Annotated in this window: 13 protein-coding genes; 6 read left to right on the forward strand and 7 right to left on the reverse strand. The window is 61.2% G+C overall.

Going from position 1 to position 17,089, the window contains the following annotated elements; genetic code table 11:
• Positions 1-32 precede the first annotated feature (32 nt).
• From fbp to MWH26_RS05235, 4 genes are all read left to right on the forward strand, one after another.
• Complete coding sequence (gene fbp, locus MWH26_RS05220) at positions 33-1,073, forward strand: class 1 fructose-bisphosphatase (protein WP_247976347.1); 1,041 nt, start codon at positions 33-35, stop codon at positions 1,071-1,073.
• Positions 1,074-1,197: 124 nt separating this feature from the next.
• The gene (locus MWH26_RS05225; protein ID WP_247976348.1) at positions 1,198-2,739 is read left to right on the forward strand and encodes an aldehyde dehydrogenase family protein; all 1,542 of its coding nucleotides are present in this window, start codon (positions 1,198-1,200) and stop codon (positions 2,737-2,739) included.
• Between the two features lie 572 nt (positions 2,740-3,311).
• Positions 3,312-3,797: a hypothetical protein gene (locus MWH26_RS05230; RefSeq protein ID WP_247976349.1), complete on the forward strand. Its 486-nt coding sequence runs from the start codon at positions 3,312-3,314 to the stop codon at positions 3,795-3,797.
• Positions 3,798-3,829: 32 nt separating this feature from the next.
• Positions 3,830-5,797 (forward strand): alpha/beta hydrolase family protein, encoded by a 1,968-nt coding sequence (locus MWH26_RS05235; RefSeq protein WP_247976350.1) that lies wholly within the window; start codon positions 3,830-3,832, stop codon positions 5,795-5,797.
• A 32-nt stretch (positions 5,798-5,829) separates the two neighbouring features.
• On the opposite strand, the gene MWH26_RS05240 is transcribed toward MWH26_RS05235, so the two are convergent.
• The 4 genes from MWH26_RS05240 to MWH26_RS05255 all read right to left on the reverse strand — a co-directional run bounded on the left by MWH26_RS05240 (position 5,830) and on the right by MWH26_RS05255 (position 11,127).
• Positions 5,830-7,659 carry a prolipoprotein diacylglyceryl transferase family protein gene (locus MWH26_RS05240; RefSeq protein WP_247976351.1) on the reverse strand — a complete coding sequence of 610 codons (1,830 nt, stop codon included), beginning with the start codon at positions 7,657-7,659 and terminating at the stop codon, positions 5,830-5,832.
• A gap of 440 nt (positions 7,660-8,099) precedes the next feature.
• The gene (locus MWH26_RS05245) at positions 8,100-8,837 is read right to left on the reverse strand and encodes a hypothetical protein (RefSeq protein ID WP_247976352.1); all 738 of its coding nucleotides are present in this window, start codon (positions 8,835-8,837) and stop codon (positions 8,100-8,102) included.
• 87 nt (positions 8,838-8,924) lie between these two features.
• On the reverse strand, positions 8,925-10,427 hold the full coding sequence (locus MWH26_RS05250) for an SDR family oxidoreductase (RefSeq protein WP_247976353.1): 1,503 nt from the start codon (positions 10,425-10,427) through the stop codon (positions 8,925-8,927).
• Between the two features lie 97 nt (positions 10,428-10,524).
• On the reverse strand, positions 10,525-11,127 hold the full coding sequence (locus tag MWH26_RS05255) for a sce7726 family protein (protein WP_247976354.1): 603 nt from the start codon (positions 11,125-11,127) through the stop codon (positions 10,525-10,527).
• 81 nt (positions 11,128-11,208) lie between these two features.
• On the opposite strand from MWH26_RS05255, the gene MWH26_RS05260 reads away from it, so the two are divergent.
• Positions 11,209-11,403 (forward strand): hypothetical protein, encoded by a 195-nt coding sequence (locus tag MWH26_RS05260; RefSeq protein WP_247976355.1) that lies wholly within the window; start codon positions 11,209-11,211, stop codon positions 11,401-11,403.
• Between the two features lie 59 nt (positions 11,404-11,462).
• Entirely contained in the window at positions 11,463-13,115 is a 1,653-nt protein-coding gene (locus MWH26_RS05265) for an ArnT family glycosyltransferase (RefSeq protein WP_247976356.1), read from the forward strand.
• 340 nt (positions 13,116-13,455) lie between these two features.
• Here MWH26_RS05265 and lysA read toward each other — a convergent pair whose 3' ends face one another.
• The 3 genes from lysA to MWH26_RS05280 form a co-directional block, all read right to left on the reverse strand.
• Positions 13,456-14,598: a diaminopimelate decarboxylase gene (lysA, locus tag MWH26_RS05270; protein ID WP_247976357.1), complete on the reverse strand. Its 1,143-nt coding sequence runs from the start codon at positions 14,596-14,598 to the stop codon at positions 13,456-13,458.
• Between the two features lie 118 nt (positions 14,599-14,716).
• Positions 14,717-16,042 carry an aspartate kinase gene (locus MWH26_RS05275; RefSeq protein ID WP_247976358.1) on the reverse strand — a complete coding sequence of 442 codons (1,326 nt, stop codon included), beginning with the start codon at positions 16,040-16,042 and terminating at the stop codon, positions 14,717-14,719.
• Between the two features lie 135 nt (positions 16,043-16,177).
• Positions 16,178-16,336 (reverse strand): hypothetical protein, encoded by a 159-nt coding sequence (locus MWH26_RS05280; RefSeq protein ID WP_244695590.1) that lies wholly within the window; start codon positions 16,334-16,336, stop codon positions 16,178-16,180.
• Between the last annotated feature and the right edge of the window lie 753 nt (positions 16,337-17,089).

Below are 17,089 nucleotides of genomic sequence, written 5' to 3' on the forward strand. Positions count from 1 at the left end.
AGGCTGCGGGGCCTTCTGCACCCATATCGCCCATGAATATTTCTACTGAAAACACGATTGCTCAGCCAGTTGGCACTACCCTGGAGCGCTACATCATGCGCAAGCAGGCCGAGTTTCGGTTTGCCACCGGCGAGCTGAGTCAGCTGCTGCGCGACATTGCCTTGGCCGGCAAAATTGTGAACCGGGAAGTAAACCGGGCGGGCCTGACCACCATCATTGGCAGCATGGGTCAGCAGAACGTGCAGGGCGAGGCCCAGCAGAAGCTCGATGTGGAAGCCAACATCCGCTTTATCCGGGCCCTGACCAACGGGGGCGAGGCCTGCGCCGTGCTCAGCGAGGAAGAGGACGACATCATCCACACGGGTAACGCCCAGGGCAAGTACGTGGTGGCCATTGACCCCCTGGATGGCTCCTCCAACATCGACGTGAACATCAGCATTGGCACCATTTTCAGCATCTACCGGCGCGTGTCGAAGGTAGGGGAGGCGGCCACCCGGGAGGACTTTTTGCAGGGCGGCCGGCGGCAGGTGGCGGCCGGCTACATTTTGTACGGCTCCAGCACCATGCTGGTGTACACCACCGGCCACGGGGTAGCCGGCTTTACCTACGAAAACTCCCTGGGCGAATTCTTTCTTTCCCATCCCAATATTACCATCCCGACCTCTGGCACGGTGTTCAGCTGCAACGAAGGGTACTGGTTCGACTACCCCCAGTACGTGCGCGACTACCTGACCCAGTGCAAGCGCGAGGGTCAGAGTGGCCGCTACGTGGGCTCGTTGGTGGCTGACTACCACCGCAACCTGCTCACCGGGGGCATTTATTTGTACCCGCCCACCGGCAAGAACCCCAATGGGAAGCTGCGGGTGCTGTACGAGGCTTTCCCGCTGGCCTTCCTGATTGAGCAAGCCGGCGGCCGCGCCGAGTCGGGTACGGGGTCCATCCTGGATATTGTGGCTACGGAGTTTCACCAGCGTACGCCCTTGTTTGTGGGCTCGCCGGCTTTGGTAGAAAGGTTGTTGGGCGAGACGGAGGTAGTACCAAAGGAAGAAAGCGTAGAACAAAATCACGCCTAATCTGCTTACTTAGCCCGGCCGGCTCCGTATGGCCGTAACCGTGTGCCTGCTGGTCGCGAGCCGGTACTTTGTTTGTGTGCAACGCCTTCCTCACGGGTGGTTGCCATCCTACTCTTTCCCAACCATGCCTAAAATCGTTTCTCCTCAGGTGGAGTTCAGCTTTCTGCTGCAACAAACCAACACCGTAACTCCCGAAATCTTCGCGCAGGATGGCGCCGGCTTCCTGAATCTGCTGGAAGGCCGCTGGCAGGAGCCCGGCAAGCCCCGCCCGTTCACTTCGCCCGTCGATGGCTCCGAAATTGGCTCCCTGCCCATGCTCGACCACGCTACCGCCTTGCGCGCCGTGGTAGCCGCCAAGCAAGAAGCCACCGCCTGGGCCGCCACTGACCTGGACGAGCGCAAGCGGCGCGTACAGGACTGCCTCGACCAGCTCCGGCCCCAAGTGGACCTGATTGGCAAGCTGCTGATCTGGGAAATCGGCAAAACCTTTAAGCTGGGCTTCACCGACATCGACCGCGCCATTGACGGCGTGCAGTGGTACGTGGACAACATTGAGGGCATGCTGGGCCAGCGCAAGCCCCTGGGCCTGGTCAGCAACATTGCCTCCTGGAACTACCCCATGTCGGTGCTGCTGCACGCGGTGCTGGTGCAGGCCCTCTGCGGCAACTCGGTTATTGCCAAAACGCCTACCGATGGGGGCTTCATTTCCCTGAGCCTGGCCTTCGCCATTGCCCGCCGCTGCGGCCTGCCCGTCACGCTGGTCAGTGGCTCGGGCGGGGAGCTGAGCGACGTGCTGGTCAAGCACGAGGCCGTGGATTGCCTGAGCTTTGTGGGCGGCCGCTACAACGGCCGCAACATTGCCGACGCCCTCAGCCAGGAGCACAAGCGCTACATGCTGGAAATGGAAGGCGTGAACACCTACGGCATCTGGAATTACAGTGACTGGACCAGCCTGGCCGACCAGCTCAAAAAGGGCTACGACTACGGCAAGCAGCGCTGCACGGCCTACGTACGCTTCGTGGTGGAGCGCCGCCTATTCCCGCAGTTCCTGGAAACCTACTGGGAAGCCATCCGCAGCCTGAAAGTGGGCAATCCCACCCTCGTGGACTCGCCCGATGACAAGCTGCCCGATCTGGCCTTCGGCCCAGTTATCAATAAAAATCAAGCCGAAGACCTGGACCGCCTCTACGCCGACGCGCTGAAAACCGGCGCTACCCCCATCTACGAGGGCAAGCTCGACGACAGCCTGTTCCTACCCGGCCAGGATATGTCGGCCTACCGCGCCCCGCGGGCCCTAGTAAACCTGCCGCGCCAGAGCGAGCTGTACTTCAAGGAGCCCTTCGGCCCCATCGACAGTATTGTGCTGGTGGATAGGGTAGAGGAACTGGTCGGCGAGATGAACATCTCGAACGGGGCCCTGGTAGCCGCCGTGGCCTCCGACGACCAGAAGTGGGCCGCCCGCACCGCCAAGGAAGTCCGCGCCTTCAAAGTCGGCCTCAACAAGCTCCGCTCCCGCGGCGACCGGGAAGAGGTGTTCGGCGGCCTGGGCGAATCCTGGAAGGGTGCATTCGTGGGCGGGGCCCTGCTGGTAGAAGCCGTAACCCAGGGCGACAAAGCTATTCTGGGCAACTTCGAGGATGCTACCCTGCTGCCGGAGAAAATCTAAGTAGGAAAGGCATACATGCGTATGAAGCAGAAAGGCCACCCAGGTAAAAGCAGGTGGCCTTTCTGCTTTATTTTATAGTCCGTTACACACCTAGGGTTATGGCTTAGTTAGCGCATGCATACTCACTGCCTATGATTCTCAACGAAAAGCCCCGATACTCCCGATATACTCATTGGCCCCCTATCGTAGGAGGTCTGTTCATGCTTCTCATCAGTGTTTTATTGCTAGGTTATGCTTTCAAGCCCTGGCCAGAGTATAGCACCTTACTAGAGCCCGGAGTAAGTTCTGCTGGCAGTAAATCCGCTATTCCAAATCCTTCGCCCGGCTACCAGTCGCTTACTACGTATATTTCAGCTGATGGCTCTTATTTCGAGATGGATTCGCCAGTGGAACGGGTATGGTCCGGGGTAACTGGCTTGTTCTTCTTGTTGCTAGGATGGACAGTTTGTATATACGCTTACCAAGCTCGCTTCGTACCCGATTATGGGCAATGGATTCGCGCAGAACGGCCTAAGGCTCCTGTTTTCGCAGTGGAAGAGCACCAACTGCGACTGGTTCGACCTTATCCTTATGTGGGTTCTGCATTGGCTTACCGCACTCAAATAGCGGCGGATGAGCTAACGGAAGTTCACCCGGCGGGCTGCTGGGCGGTAGTGGCCGGTCGGGAGGTAGTCTACTTGGAATACAATCAATGGGCGCAGCTAGTGAAGCTGGCACAAGCCTACCGGATTCCGCTGGTAGACCGGCCCTGGCCGTGGCCTCTGCTAACGGCCCCGTTTGCCACTGATTACGACAGCGAAAACGAAGAATCCTACCGGGAACAGCTATTGGAAATGGGCATCGTTCCCGCCGACATTCGAGCGGTACGCTGGCGCATTCGCCTAGGGCTGCTTTTTCAGCCGCAGGAATGGAGTTTCTTACTAGATGAGGAACGCCCGCCCTACCACCACACGAAAGTGCTAGACTTAACGGGGTGCACGCTATGGCCGCGTAGGCGCTGGTATTATCACACCATGGACTTAATGCTGAAACGCAAGCCGAACGTTGATCTAGAATAGTTGTGGCTTTAGCTTGTCTTTTCTCTTCTAGAATGAAGATAACTCTAGCATTACTAGCAGCCATAACCCTGCTGCCTACCCTCGCTGCCGCGCAAAAGCAGTACAACGTCATCGACTGGAAGGCGCCGGCCACGCTCAGCACCTACCTGCTGCAAGAGTTGCACGGGCAGTCTGACCAGCGCCGCGCGGCCTGGGGCCAGGCTACGCAGTCGGGGGCAAACATGCGGGCGTATCAGGATAGCGCGCGGGCGCGGTTTCGGCGGGTGCTGGGGCCGCTGCCAGCGCGCACGCCCCTAAAGGCGCGGGTGACGGGCACGCTGGCGCGGGCCGGGTTCCGGATTGAAAAGGTTATCTACGAAAGCACGCCCAACCACCACGTCACGGCTAACCTGTACGTGCCCAATGGCAAGGGCCAGCGGCCGGCCGTGCTGCTGTTCTGCGGGCACGAGCAGGAGTCCAAAGCCACGGAGTCGTACCAGAAGACGGCCATCTTATTCGCGCAGAATGGCTTTGTGGTGCTGGTGATTGACCCCATTTCTCAGGGCGAACGGATGCAGCTGACCGATGCCACAGGCAAGTCACTGACCCGGGGCGGCACTACGGAGCACACCCTGCTCAACGCCCAAGCGGCGCTGCTGGGCCGCTCGGTGCCGGCCGCCCAGCTCTGGGACAACGTGCGGGGCCTCGACTACCTGCTCACGCGCCGCGAAGTGAATGCCGAGCGGGTAGGCTGCCTGGGCAACTCGGGCGGGGCCACCCAAACGGCTTATTTCCTGGGCGTTGACGACCGGGTAAAGGTGGCGGCCCTGTGCAGCTACGTGGCCGTCGGCGAGCGAAACCTGGAGCTGACTGGCCCTGCCGATGGCTGCGTGATGCTGCCCGGCGCCGGCCAGGCCGGCCTCGACCTGACGGAGTATCCGCTCATCTTCGCCCCCAAGCCCCTGCTACTGCTGGCGGGTCGCTACGATTTCGTGGACTACCCCAGCATGGAGGCTACCCACCAGGAGCTGCAGCAAGCGTATCGGCTGCTGGGCCAGCCGGAGCAGGTAGGCTTGTTCACGTATGACGACGGCCACGGCATTTCCCAGCCCAAACGCGAGGCGGCCGTGACGTGGTTTCGGCGGTTTTTGCTGCAGGATGCTACCCCCGTCCGGGAAGGAAGCCTTGCCGTGCTGCCCGAAAAAGAACTGTGGTGCACAACTACCGGGCAGGTAAACACGGCCTTTCAGCAGGAGCAAACCCTAACTACAGAATACGTTGCCGCCGCCCAGCAACTCGAACGGACCCGGTCGGTGCTTACGCCGGAGCAGCTGCGGACCGCCGTGCAGCGGCAGTTGCAGCTACCTGCCCCGCAACCCGTTACCGCAGAAGCCAAAGGAACAGCCGTAGTCCGTGGCATTACCTGGCAGAAGGTGCTGCTCCGCCGGCCAGGTGAGCCCCCGTTGCCGCTACTAGTGGCGCTGCCCACCCGCGGCACCCCGCAGAAAGTGACCTTGCTGCTCAGTGACGGTGGCAAGGCCCGTTTGGCTGACAGCACAGCCTTCATCCAGAGTTACCTGCAGCAGCAAACGGCGGTGGTGCTACCCGATCTGCGCGGCCTCGGCGAAACCACTGACCCCGCTGCCTTCAACGACCCCAAGTACTATAACCGGGAGTACCGCCCCGCCCTGCTGAGCCTGCATGAGGGCCGGCCCCTACTCGGACAGCGGGTCACGGACATCCTGACGGTGCTGGCGTGGGTAGGTGGCACTGGCTCGTTGCGAGCAGCCCCCGTAGAAGTGCAGGCTACGGGCCTGACGGGGGTAGCCGCCCTGCACGCCGCCGTACTTACGGCGCAAATCGGCAGGGTAGAGCTGCGGCAGACGCCAGCGTCTTTTCAGGAAATCCTCGCCGAGCCCACCCGCCACGACACGTACTCCTGGGCCCTGCCCGGCGTGCTGCACCACTACGATTTGCCTCAGCTACGGCAGGCCCTGGGCACCCGGCTGGTAGGGCAGTAGTAGTGTGGCTAAAGCGTATGGGTAGCTGAGCATTAGCGGGCCATGATGCGGCGGCTAATCCGCAGTCCGGCTTGCTGCTGATTGGGGTTGCCGAAGATGGCGAAGGAGCTGAGCTGCCAGGCAGGCGTGGGGCGCACGCCCGCCTCCACAAAACCCGACCACCGGCTAGCACCTGTTGGCATATCGTAGAGCTTGGCGCTGGCTACGCCGGCCAGGAGTTGCCAGCGGGAGCCCCCCAGTCCGGTGCCTACCCCCACCCGCTGCTGCGGATTTGCGGTACCATAGCCAAGGTAATTGTACTCAACTAGCCCGTACACCTTCTCTCGCTCGCCTACTCGTACCGAGGCCTGCAGGTCCAGAATACTGATTTGGTTGCCAAATCGGTATTTGTGGTAGCCCAGGGCGCCAAACAGAATACCACCCCCAATCCCCAGCCGAGGACGGTCGATTTGCACGTAAGGGTTGAAGGCCGCCAGCAGGGTACGCCGACTGTAGTTATCCGGGGAAAGCGGGGTTTCATGATCGAGGCCGGCATGCAGGCGAATGCCAATGGTTCTGTCGGCTTTGTGCACTTCCCCATAAGGATATACGCCGGCCATTCTAGTCCGGGAAAAGTCAATGGTGCCCGTGGCGTAGCGGTGCCGGTACTGCTCCAGGGGCGTAGCTCCGCCGCAGCCCGTGCTATTTTGCTCGCGCAGGAAGCGGCCCGCGCTGAAGCCGCCACTGAGCGTGTAGTACTTCTGCGGCGGGGTAAGGGCCGAGTCCAGGGGCGTTTGACTGGTAAGCACAACTACCAAGCTGGCCAAACCAAAGGGCAAAGCCACCCGGCCGGGCTGCCACCCAGCGCCGCCGGCCCGGAATAGCAACGCCCCGCCTTCCAGGCCCAGCACGGCCAGTAGTAGCGCCTTTATCACGACAATTTCTGGGGCGCTCAGGGCCCAGGGACCCAGCCACGCCGTGAGGGCTAGCATGCCCGCTACGGCCAGCAGGTTGCGGCTGGGGAAATTGGGAGGAACTACCTCGGCGGCGGGTGCCCGGTGGCGGGCCTGCCGTACCAGCCGCCACCACCAACCCAGTGCAAGTGGAGCCGTGAGCAGCAGCGCCCATTGCAGCTGCAGCAGCGCTAGGCCCGCGTGAGTATGCAGTTCGGCCCCCACAGGTTCGCCGGCTGGGTCGCGCCAAAACTCCAGCACAAACCGCCCCGCCAGCAAAAGGCCCAGCTGCAGCCAGCGCCAGCTGCCCCCCGGCCACTGCCGGTGGCGCGTGAGCAGCAGCACCGTAGCTACCGCCGCGCACAAGAGCAGTGCGTACCCCTGGGTAGGATGCACCGGCAAGGAGTGAGCGGCCCCGGCCGGCAGCACCCCCTGATATACCTGCACCAGGTAGGGCAGCGTGTCGGGAGCGTAGGTTAGGCCCCAGTTGCCCGCAGTCGGCACTCCGAAGCAGCACCCCGTCAGGAGGCAGCCCACGCACTGCACCACTAGGGCCACGCACAGGGGTAGGGCAAAAGCATCGTATACGTGCCGGCTATACCCAAGCGCCCGCCGTAGCAGGGGCAGGCATATTCCCGAGGCCAGAGCCCCACCCAAAATAGAACGAGCTTCGGAGGCCGGTAGCTGCCCCGTAGCAACCAGGGCCTGCCACTCCTGAGCCGAGAGGGCCAGCAGCTTGGTGCCCACAATAAAGGGTAGAGCAACACAAGCCAGCAGCACCAGCCAACTCCGCCACGGGTAGCCCCGGCTTCGACCTTCCCACAGCAGTAAAATCAGATTGACCCCAAACCCGGCCACGTAAAAAATTGAGTAGTAATCAGGGCCGTGCGGGATGGCCAAAGTCCACGGAGTAGGGGTAGGTAGCGGCATACAGCAAATCCTAAGAAGTAAAAACTGATCTGGGGTATTCAGGCAAAAGCAGCTAGGGGAAGCTAAAACCGCCGCCCCGCCCAGGAAGTAAGGCAAGAGGCGGCGGCCGGGATGCAACGATAAAAACTGGTAGGTAAGGAGGGGGCTTGGGGCCCGTCACGAAGGAATAGTGCGGTGGATAACGAGTTGAAGGTAGAACGGCGGACGCAGGCAATGCCAACGAAAATACCACGCAACCAGACTTTATGGCCGGCTAGAACGGGGCGTAAATGAATGATTACAAATTAGATATGTGCATTATACCAGGCTTTTAGAATACCCAGAGCTCTGTAGCAAATAAACGCGCTGATGTAGCGGGAGCAGGTAAACGGTCAGGGCTTGTGCTTGGCACAAAGCTCGGCTGGGCCGGGGGCGGCCTTTGTGCTACCTAGTAATAGCTTCTAGTTGCTACCCCCAAACACCATATAAACTCCTACCTGGCCTGCTCCGTCGGGCGCTATGGGTAGCTGCAGGTACAGGCCGCCCTCACCAACGGCGCCGCGCAAGCCGGCTTCTGCGTATACCCCAACTTCCTGCTCGGGCAGCGCCAGAGTTGTAATGGCCGCCCCAACTTCTAGGCGCAAACGACCACTAGGCAGCAAGCCGCCGTACGCACCACCTAGTTGCAAAAACGGATTGCCCAGGCCGCCAAACTCGTTGGCATACGTGAGCACCCCGTGCCAGCCGGTTACTTGTCCGGCCCGAGCCCGGAGCTGGGGCACCACCCGGCCCGGCTTCTGGCCCTCGGCCCGGTAGTCGCCTAACCGCCCTATCCAAACGCCCAGCCCAGCTCCAAAAAAGCGGCCATCTGCCGCTACGTAGGGGTTTACGCCCCACAGAGGATGCCCCGTGGCAGCCGAACCAGTAAGCGCCTGCTGCTGGCCGGCTCCCACCCGCAGCCCCAAAGTGAAATCAGAATCGTACTCGGCGTCGGGGTAGCGCCAGCGGTTACGACGGGCCAGGCCCAGGCCCGCGGCGGCGTAGCGGTAGTAGCCCGGTACACGGCCGGCGGTGCCGTACGCAGCTACCCGCATTACATTCTCGGCGCTGTGTGTAGCGGTTGGAAGCGGCAAATCTGCCTCCTGGGCTAGCAAGGGCGTAGCACAAAGCGTTAGGCCCGCCGTAAGCAGTGCTTTCATGCCTGCGGGTTTGGGTAGCACATGGCCCATATAAAATAAGTGCAGCAGAGAATACGGGTTTCCAGGTGGCAAGTATCCGGCCAGGGCTCAGCCGTTAGCCGGGACAGCGGCTGGAGTAACGGCAGCCGGGTAGGGCGTGGCTTCTCCGTACTGCACAATATTTTCAATCATGCCCTTGAAAATGATGAAGTGAAAGGGCACCAGCGAGTACCAGTACAGGCGCCCGGCCAGGCCGTGGGGCCGAAACGCAGCTAGCTGCTCTAAAGTGTGCGACCCATCCTCATTATCTAGAATCCGAAACTGCAGCCAGGCCTCGCCGGGGAGCTTCATTTCGGCGTAGAGTAGTAGGCGGCGACTGGCTTTGTCGGCCACCAGCACGCGCCAGAAGTCGAGCGGGTCGCCGGCGCGCAGCTTGGTAGCGGAGCGGCGGCCCCGGCGCAAGCCCACGCCGCCCACCAGCTTGTCCAGAAGGCCCCGAATGCGCCAGAGCCAGTCAACTTTATACCAGCCCCGCTCCCCACCGATGGCCCACACGTTGCGCAGCACCTCCTGGGGTGGCCGCGTAAAGCGCAGCAGCTGACGGTCCTGGAGCAGGCCGTGCTGGGGTATCTGAATGTGGTCCATGTAGTTACGAGGCATCACGCCGCTGCTCAGCGCGTCGCTCCAACTGCTGACTACTTCATTCTGCTCGATGCGCTGGAAGGCCAGCTCCACGGCCGCCCGGTACGGCATGCAGGGGTGGGGCACTACCGCCTGAATGCTACGGCGCTTGTCCACAATGGTGTCGTTGCGCAGGCTTTCTACCAGGCTCTGGGCCAGGGAGAAGGTAGTGCTGGTAACCAGATACAGCCACCACGACGAGAGCCGCGGCGTGAGCACCGGCACCGTAATAATGTAACGCCGGAGCCCGCGCACCTGAGCCAAGTCCAGCAGCATCTGGCGGTAGGTCAGCACGTCGGGTCCGCCAATATCAAACGACTGGCTGAGGCAAGCGGGGTTATCGAGAACGGCCAGCAGGTAGTGCATCACGTCGCGGATGCCGATGGGCTGACAGCGCGAGTTCAGCCAGCGCGGCGTCACCATCACCGGCAGCTTATCCACCAAATCCCGAATAATCTCGAACGAGGCTGAGCCGGAGCCAATGATAATGCTGGCCCGCAGCACCGTGAGGGCAGCTTGCCCGGCCCGGCGCAATTCCTTTTCCACGGCCTTGCGGGAGCGAAGATGCACGCTCAGGGCCCGGTCGTTGGCAATGCCGGAAAGGTAGATGACCTGCCGGCCGCTGGTGCGGTTGAGGTAGTGGGTAAAGTGCCGGGCCGATTCCTGTTCCAGCCGGAAAAAGTCCTTGTTGTGCCCGCTCATGGAGTGCACCAGGTAGTACGCCGCGTCGATGTCGAGGGGAAGCTCCGCCAGCGAATCGGGCTTCAGCAAGTCGCCCTGCGCTACCGTGACCTGGCTGCGCAACCGTTCGGGCAGCTCAAAGCGGCGGGCGTCGCGCACCAGGCAGGTGACGTGGTGGCCGGCCTCCACCAGCAGCGGCAGCAGCCGCTGGCCGATGTAGCCAGTGGCTCCAGTAAGCAGAATGTTCATGGCAGCAGCAAACAGTTCAGTTGTCTAACTGCTTTCTGTAACAGGAAGTTATCTTTCCTAGCTACTTCCCGGCTCCTGCGCCGTGGACAGGACGGCGTTACTTCCGCTTGGGGCGCTTGCGGCGCCGGGCGGCTACCCGCTGCCGCTCCGCCTTGCGCTCGGCCCGGAAAGCCAGACGCTCCTCCATGCGGCCCATCAGCTGGCGGCGCACGTGGTGGGCCAGGGCCGAAAGAGACACGAGTTGGGTGGTGCGCAGAAAATTCAGCACGTCGCGGCGGCGGTAGGTGCTCACACCCGGTAGCCCCTGGGCCAGCAGAAACTGCTTGATTTCCTCCAGGCGCAGCAGCGCGGCCACGGCAGGGCGCTCCACGGTGGCATTGTACAAAGCTGGGCGGTGGGCGTGCAGCCCCTCACTGGACGCCACGAGCACGCCTACCCACTCCGGCAGCTGGGGCAGTAGCTTGGGCAAGTGCTTGGCCGTAACTACAAACGTGACGAAATCATAAGCCCGGCCGTAGCAGGGTAGCTGTTTGGCCACGCGCTGCAAGGTGTCGGCGTCGCCTTTCAGCTCGTAGCCGTGCATAAACTGCTCCGTGATGTGGACCACATCGGCGCGGGTGGTGCCAGTGGGCAGCTCATCCACGTACACTCCGCCTTGCAGCAAGGGGTAGAGCAGAGTACGGATTTCCGGATCGTTCATGTAAGAAGCAAGTAGCCGCCAAAGCGCCCGCAAAGTTCGGCGGAATGGGCCAACAACGCTACGGGTTCTTTACCTTGAGGAATGAACACGCTATTCGGTCGTTATCAGGTGGCTCCCATTTTCTACGCGGGCCTGGTGTGGGTGCTTATTGGCTTGTTTGGAAAGCACCACACCGCCTTTCTTATTCTGGGCTTGCTGTTTATGGTCATGGGCCTGAAGCGAGTAGAGCAGCCCCCGCAGGAGCCTCCACAGCCCGAGAGCCCCGCCGACCAGTAAAGGAAAGCAGCAGGTACGCTTTGTCGCTACCTTTGGGGTGTCCTTTACCGCCGACCCCTATGCCCTTCCCAATGACCTCCCGCCGCTGGCTCTGGCTCTTGCTTTTAGTGCTCGGTGCGGCCTTTTTCTGGCAGCTGGGCAGTTGGGGGCCGTTGGAAAGCAGTGAGGCGCGCTACGCGGAAATCGGGCGGGAAATGCTAGCGGGCCAGGACTGGCTCCACCCGCGCCTGCTTGGGATTCAGCACTTTCACAAGCCTCCGCTTACGTACTGGCTCACGGCCGCCGGCCTGGGTCTGCTGGGCGAAAACACGCTGGGCGTGCGCCTGCTGCCGGTGCTGGCTGTGCTGCTGCAAGTGGGGCTCATGTACGGGCTGGCCCTGCTGCTGTTCCCGCAAGACCGGGCCCGGGCCCTGGCCGCCGCCGTCATCTACGGCAGCCTGCCCGTCGTGCTGATTTCGGCCCTCAACGTTACCACCGACGCCTACCTGGCCACCCTGGAACTGGCCGCCGCCTACGGCATTTTGCGCTACTACCACAGTGGCGGGGCGCGCTGGCTCTACCTGTTTTGGGTGGGGCTGGGGCTGGCTTTTCTCACCAAGGGCCCCGTGGGGTTTGTGCTACCCCTGATGGTGGTTATTGGGTTTTACTTCAAGCAGGGCCAACCGCGGCGGCCATTCACCATCCACCACGCCCTGGGTTTTTTGGCATTTGCGCTGGTGGGGCTGAGCTGGTACTTGTACCTGATGGGCGAGAATCCGGCCTTTGTGCGCTATTTCCTGTTCGAGCATACGGTGGAGCGCTTTGCCAACGCGGCCACATTCAACCGGGCCAAACCCTGGTGGTTTTACCTGGTGCTGGCCCCGGCTACCAGCCTGCCCTGGGCCGTGGCCCTGGTGGCCCGCGCCGTGCGCACGCCCTGGAGTTCGGTGCCGCAGCAGTGGCGCAACGTGCTCATTTTCTGGGTACTGGTGCCGCTGGTGTTCTTCTCCCTTTCCAAGTCCAAGCTGCTGCTCTACGTGCTGCCCATCTTCCCCGGGGTAGTGCTCCTGACGGTGTACTACCTGGGCCGTTGCACCGAGGCCGCCCTGCACCGCTGGTACGTGGGCATCGTGGCGTTTTATGGGTTTTTGCTCGGGGCCCTGTGCCTGCTACCCATCTTCACGACGGTCATCAACCTGGGGTTTGAGGTAAAGCCCCTGACGGCCATCTGGCCCGCGGCCGGCATTATTACGCTGGTGCTCACGCTCACGCTCTGGAACCAGGTGCGCATTGCCCCGCGCCTGTTGGCGGCCACGGTCCTGTTCACGGTATTCCTGCTGCTGTCGGCCAAGCCCATTATGCAGCAGAACGAGCTGGCCTTCAACGGCAGCCGCCCGCTGGCGGAGTTTCTGCGCAGCAAGCAGCTCACGAGCCGCCAGGTACTTGTGTACGACCAACTGCTGCCCTCCCTGGCTTTTGAGCTGGGGCAGCTGCCCGTATTCCTGAACGATGGCAACAGCAGCCTCAACCGTGAAACCCAGTTTGAGCCCGGCACCAGCTGGCACCGTTACCTGCTCTACCTCCAAGACCCCCAGCAGGAGCCAGCCCTCGGTGCCCTGCTCCTCCAACACCCGGTATTGCTGGTGAAAGGCGAGCTGAAGCCCGAGCGCCGGTGGATGCTACGCCACTTTCAGCAGCAGCAAAAGCTCGGCAAGTGGACCGTATGGTGGTAGGTGCCAACGCCTTGAAATTCAAGTAAAAACGTTGCTTTCTAATCCGGCTAAAAACAGAAAAGCCGCTACCAGAGGTAGCGGCTTTTTCTACGGGGTTGCAGTCAGCTATTCTATATCCACCCTACTCCATTCACCAACTGCAACACACCACGCAAAGAGCCTTCCTTTCCAATAAACCCTTTGTGCGCCGTTTGTTATTGAGTCAAAGGTAGAAAAGGCAACATCCAGTTGGCGGCAACTTTTGGCTAACGGCAGCTTCTGCACGGCCAGCGTCGCCTGTGACCCGACGGACGGAAATTCGGCGGGGCAGCAGGGGCCACTTGGTAGGCTGCCGCGCCGATTAGCGGTACACGGCCTCGGCCTTTTCGCGCAGGTTGTAGGCCGAGGACATCACCTCGCCGTAAGCCCCCGCCGAGCGAATTGCCACCAAGTCGCCGCGCCGGGTTTCGGGTAGGAGCACGGCCTTCCCAAACGTATCCGACGACTCGCAAATGGGCCCCACGATGTCGTAGGCCAGTTCCGGGCCCTGGCTGCTTAGGTTCTGAATAAGGTGGAAGCTACCGTACAGCGCCGGCCGGATCAGCTCCGTCATGCCGGCATCGAGGATGGCAAAGCGGGTTTGCTGGCTTTCCTTGACGTAAAGCACCCGGCTCATGAGCGTGCCGCACTGGGCCACTACCGCCCGGCCCAACTCCACGTGCACCTGCTGGCCTGGCCGCCGCTCCAGGTGCTGCTCAAACATGCCGAAATAGGCGGCAAAGTCCGGAATGGAGTGCTGATCGGGGTGTTGATAATCGATGCCTAGGCCCCCGCCCACGTTGAGGTGGGGCAGCTGGTGGCCGCGGCTTTCCAGCCAGGTTTGCAGCTCATTGAGCTTGCGGCTCAGGTTGGCAAACGCCGACAGCTCCGTAATCTGGGAGCCGATGTGGGCGTGCAGACCTACCAACTCCACATTAAGTAAGCTATCCAGCCCATCAATGACACCGGCCAAATCGGGCAGACTGATGCCGAACTTGTTGGCATCGAGGCCGGTGGTGATGTAGGCGTGGGTGTGGGCGTCCACGTTGGGGTTGATGCGCAGGGCTACCCGCGCGGTGCGGCCCTGGGCCCCGGCCAACTCGTTGAGCACCTGCAGCTCCGGCACCGACTCGGCATTAAAGCAGAAGATGTCGGCGGCCAGGGCACGGCTAATTTCCGCATCAGACTTGCCCACGCCCGCAAATACCACGTGGTCCGGTGCGAAACCAGCCTCCAGGGCGCGCTGCACCTCGCCGCCACTCACGCAGTCGGCCCCCAGCCCGGCCTGCTGAATGCGTTGCAGAATAGGTAGGTTGGAATTGGCCTTTAGGGCGTAGTGCACTTGGAAGTTGCCAGGCCGGGCCGCTGCCGTAAGCGCCACCAGGGTCTGATCTAGCAGCTGCAGGTCGTAGTAATAGAAAGGCGTGGGCTGCTGGGCAAGCTCCGCCGGAAGTTGAAAAGGCATTATCAAAGGTTTTTAAGCTGTTAGCTAATAGCTCTGTTGGCTGTTAGCTCCTGACTATCGGTAAAAAGCTAGTAGCCAATAACTAACAGCTAGCAGCTATTAGCCATCAGCTAACAGCCTACTTCAAAAACACGCCGGCATTCAGGGCTTGCAAGGCGCGTACTTTGTCGTTGGTATGCACCAGAATGCTGATGTTGTTGGGTGAGCCGCCGTAGCTGATCATGCGCACTGGAATGTCTTTCAGGGCGGCAAAGGCTTGGTTGGCCGCGCCGTGCGCGTCCTGCCCCAAGCTGCCAACCAGGCAGATGATGGACTGATTTTCATCTACTTCCACAGTGCCGAAGCGCTGCAGCTCCCCCAGAATTTGGGGTAGGCGGGTGGCGTCGTCGATGGTTAAGGAGACGGCCACCTCGGAGGTAGTAATCATGTCGATGGAGGTGCGGTAACGCTCGAAAATCTCAAACAGGCTGCGCAAAAAGCCGTGAGCCAGCAGCATCCGGCTCGACTTCACGTTGATGGCCGTGATGCCGTCCTTGGCCGCTACGGCCTTGATGGCCTCGGCCCCGGTTTTGGCCGAAATCAGGGTGCCGGGCGCTTCGGGCTGCATGGTGTTGAGCAGGCGCACCGGAATGCCGTGCTGGCGGGCCGGTAGCACCGAGCTGGGGTGCAGAATCTTGGCTCCGAAGTAAGCCAGCTCCGCGGCCTCGTCAAACGACAGCTCCCGGATGGGGTAGGTACCCTGCACGACGCGCGGGTCGTTGTTGTGCAGCCCGTCAATGTCGGTCCAGATTTGGATTTCCTCGGCTTCCACGGCCGCCCCAATCAGGGAAGCAGAGTAGTCGGAGCCCCCGCGCTTGAGGTTGTCGATGTGGCCCTGGGCGCTGCGGCAGATGTAGCCCTGGGTAATGAACAGCTGCTCAGCGGCGTAGGGCGCCAAGGTAGTGGCCAGGTGCTCCCGAATGTAGGCCGCATCGGGCTCCTCATCCACGTCGAGGCGCATGAAGTCCAGGGCGGGCAGTAGCACGGCCGGGCGGTGCAGCACCTGGGTTACGTAGCGGTGCACTAGCAACGTGCTCAGCAGCTCCCCTTGGGCCAGTATCACCCGTTCCCCATCGGCGGAAAGCGGGGCCGAAGTCAGGCGGAGTATTGTGTCGAAATGCTGATTAAGCGCCTCAATGGCAGCCTCAGCGGTAGTAGCTTCCGGGAGCAGCTCGCGGGCTACCTCGTGGTAGCGCTGGCGCAGGACCTCCACGCGGGCGGTAGCGGCGGCCGTGTCGCCGGCGTAGAGCAGGGTAGCAATTTCCACCAGCGCATTGGTGGTGCCACTCATGGCCGAGAGCACCACGATGCGGCGCTGCAAGTGGGGGGCATGAACCAACTCAGCTACTTCGCGCATCCGCTGCGGCGACCCAACGGACGTGCCGCCAAACTTTAAAATTTTCATAAACGGTGAAAAACGGGAGATAAGTGGCGCAGAAAAGCCCGTAAGGTTGCGGGCAGAAAAGAAAAAAGCGCCGATCCTGGGCAGGACCGGCGCTTGAAGGTTCAGTAGTAGGGCTACGGCGAACAGGTGCGACGGTCAGGTCGGGTTGCGTTTCTTCGATTTCTTGACCATCAGTAGGCCCGCCGATACCGGCAGGGCTACCCGTTTGCCCGGCGCTACCTTCGTCCGCATGCCCGCTACTTCCGCCGAAGCCAGCAGCGTAGTGGTACAGAAGAAACAGGTAGCGTTTGTCATGGGAAAAGAAACCGCCGCGGATCAGGAGCCGCCGCGCTTTTGCGGCCGCAAGTACGGAGTTTCTGCGAAAGATTCCAGCGGGCTGTATGCGAATTTTTCTATTTGACAGGCCGGCGAAATCCGGTGGCTCAACAGCAGGACGGGCTTTTTTGACTTAAAATTCCTTACGATCCACGTACCCTCGCTAATAATGCCAATAAATCGGTCCTACAGCACTTATCGGGTTAGCGCACGGGCGGGCGTCTGTTTACTATGGAAACTTCGGCCGGAAGAGAAGTAGGCTTAGTGCCACGTAACAGGCCCTATAACTGGAGTTGTAAAAGGTATTGGCTGCCCGCTGGCCGTAGCTCGGTTCCCCGCCGAATCAATGGCCTCAAAAAGGACCGTGCACTCCTCTTGGGAACTGAATCGAAAATGTCCGCCGCAGGTAAACCACCCTACGTCTAGTTGGTCGCTCCAGGCAGTTAAGTAGGCCGTCGTTTGCTGCCCGCTACGTGTATGCCGCACAGTGGTTTTAATGAGGCAGTCGGAAGAGTCGCGCAAAGGGTAGGTAAAGTGAACGTAGTTCTCTGTGCCTTCGCTGTTGTCTGAAAAGACCTTTTTTACAACAGTTGGCGTACTTACCCAAGCCGGCGCCTGGGTATCGGGTGTGGCCGTTACTCGCCATTGGTAAATGGTTTTTACTGGCTGTCCCGAGATACGCACGTGGTTTCTGAAAAGCCAGGAGATATTTTCATTGTTGCGGCTGGCTCT

It is taken from the genome of Hymenobacter sublimis, from assembly GCF_023101345.1.
GTDB classification, from domain to species: domain Bacteria; phylum Bacteroidota; class Bacteroidia; order Cytophagales; family Hymenobacteraceae; genus Hymenobacter; species Hymenobacter sublimis.

Bases quoted from the DNA above. Each gene is read 5' to 3' on its own strand.
- MWH26_RS05240 (WP_247976351.1), bottom strand. From the start codon at position 7,659: ATGCCGCTACCTACCCCTACTCCGTGGACTTTGGCCATCCCGCACGGC.
- MWH26_RS05280 (WP_244695590.1), bottom strand. From the start codon at position 16,336: ATGACAAACGCTACCTGTTTCTTCTGTACCACTACGCTGCTGGCTTCG.
- MWH26_RS05275 (WP_247976358.1), bottom strand. From the start codon at position 16,042: ATGAAAATTTTAAAGTTTGGCGGCACGTCCGTTGGGTCGCCGCAGCGG.
- fbp (WP_247976347.1), top strand. From the start codon at position 33: ATGAATATTTCTACTGAAAACACGATTGCTCAGCCAGTTGGCACTACC.
- MWH26_RS05265 (WP_247976356.1), top strand. From the start codon at position 11,463: ATGCCCTTCCCAATGACCTCCCGCCGCTGGCTCTGGCTCTTGCTTTTA.
- lysA (WP_247976357.1), bottom strand. From the start codon at position 14,598: ATGCCTTTTCAACTTCCGGCGGAGCTTGCCCAGCAGCCCACGCCTTTC.
- MWH26_RS05245 (WP_247976352.1), bottom strand. From the start codon at position 8,837: ATGAAAGCACTGCTTACGGCGGGCCTAACGCTTTGTGCTACGCCCTTG.
- MWH26_RS05255 (WP_247976354.1), bottom strand. From the start codon at position 11,127: ATGAACGATCCGGAAATCCGTACTCTGCTCTACCCCTTGCTGCAAGGC.
- MWH26_RS05260 (WP_247976355.1), top strand. From the start codon at position 11,209: ATGAACACGCTATTCGGTCGTTATCAGGTGGCTCCCATTTTCTACGCG.
- MWH26_RS05225 (WP_247976348.1), top strand. From the start codon at position 1,198: ATGCCTAAAATCGTTTCTCCTCAGGTGGAGTTCAGCTTTCTGCTGCAA.
- MWH26_RS05250 (WP_247976353.1), bottom strand. From the start codon at position 10,427: ATGAACATTCTGCTTACTGGAGCCACTGGCTACATCGGCCAGCGGCTG.
- MWH26_RS05235 (WP_247976350.1), top strand. From the start codon at position 3,830: ATGAAGATAACTCTAGCATTACTAGCAGCCATAACCCTGCTGCCTACC.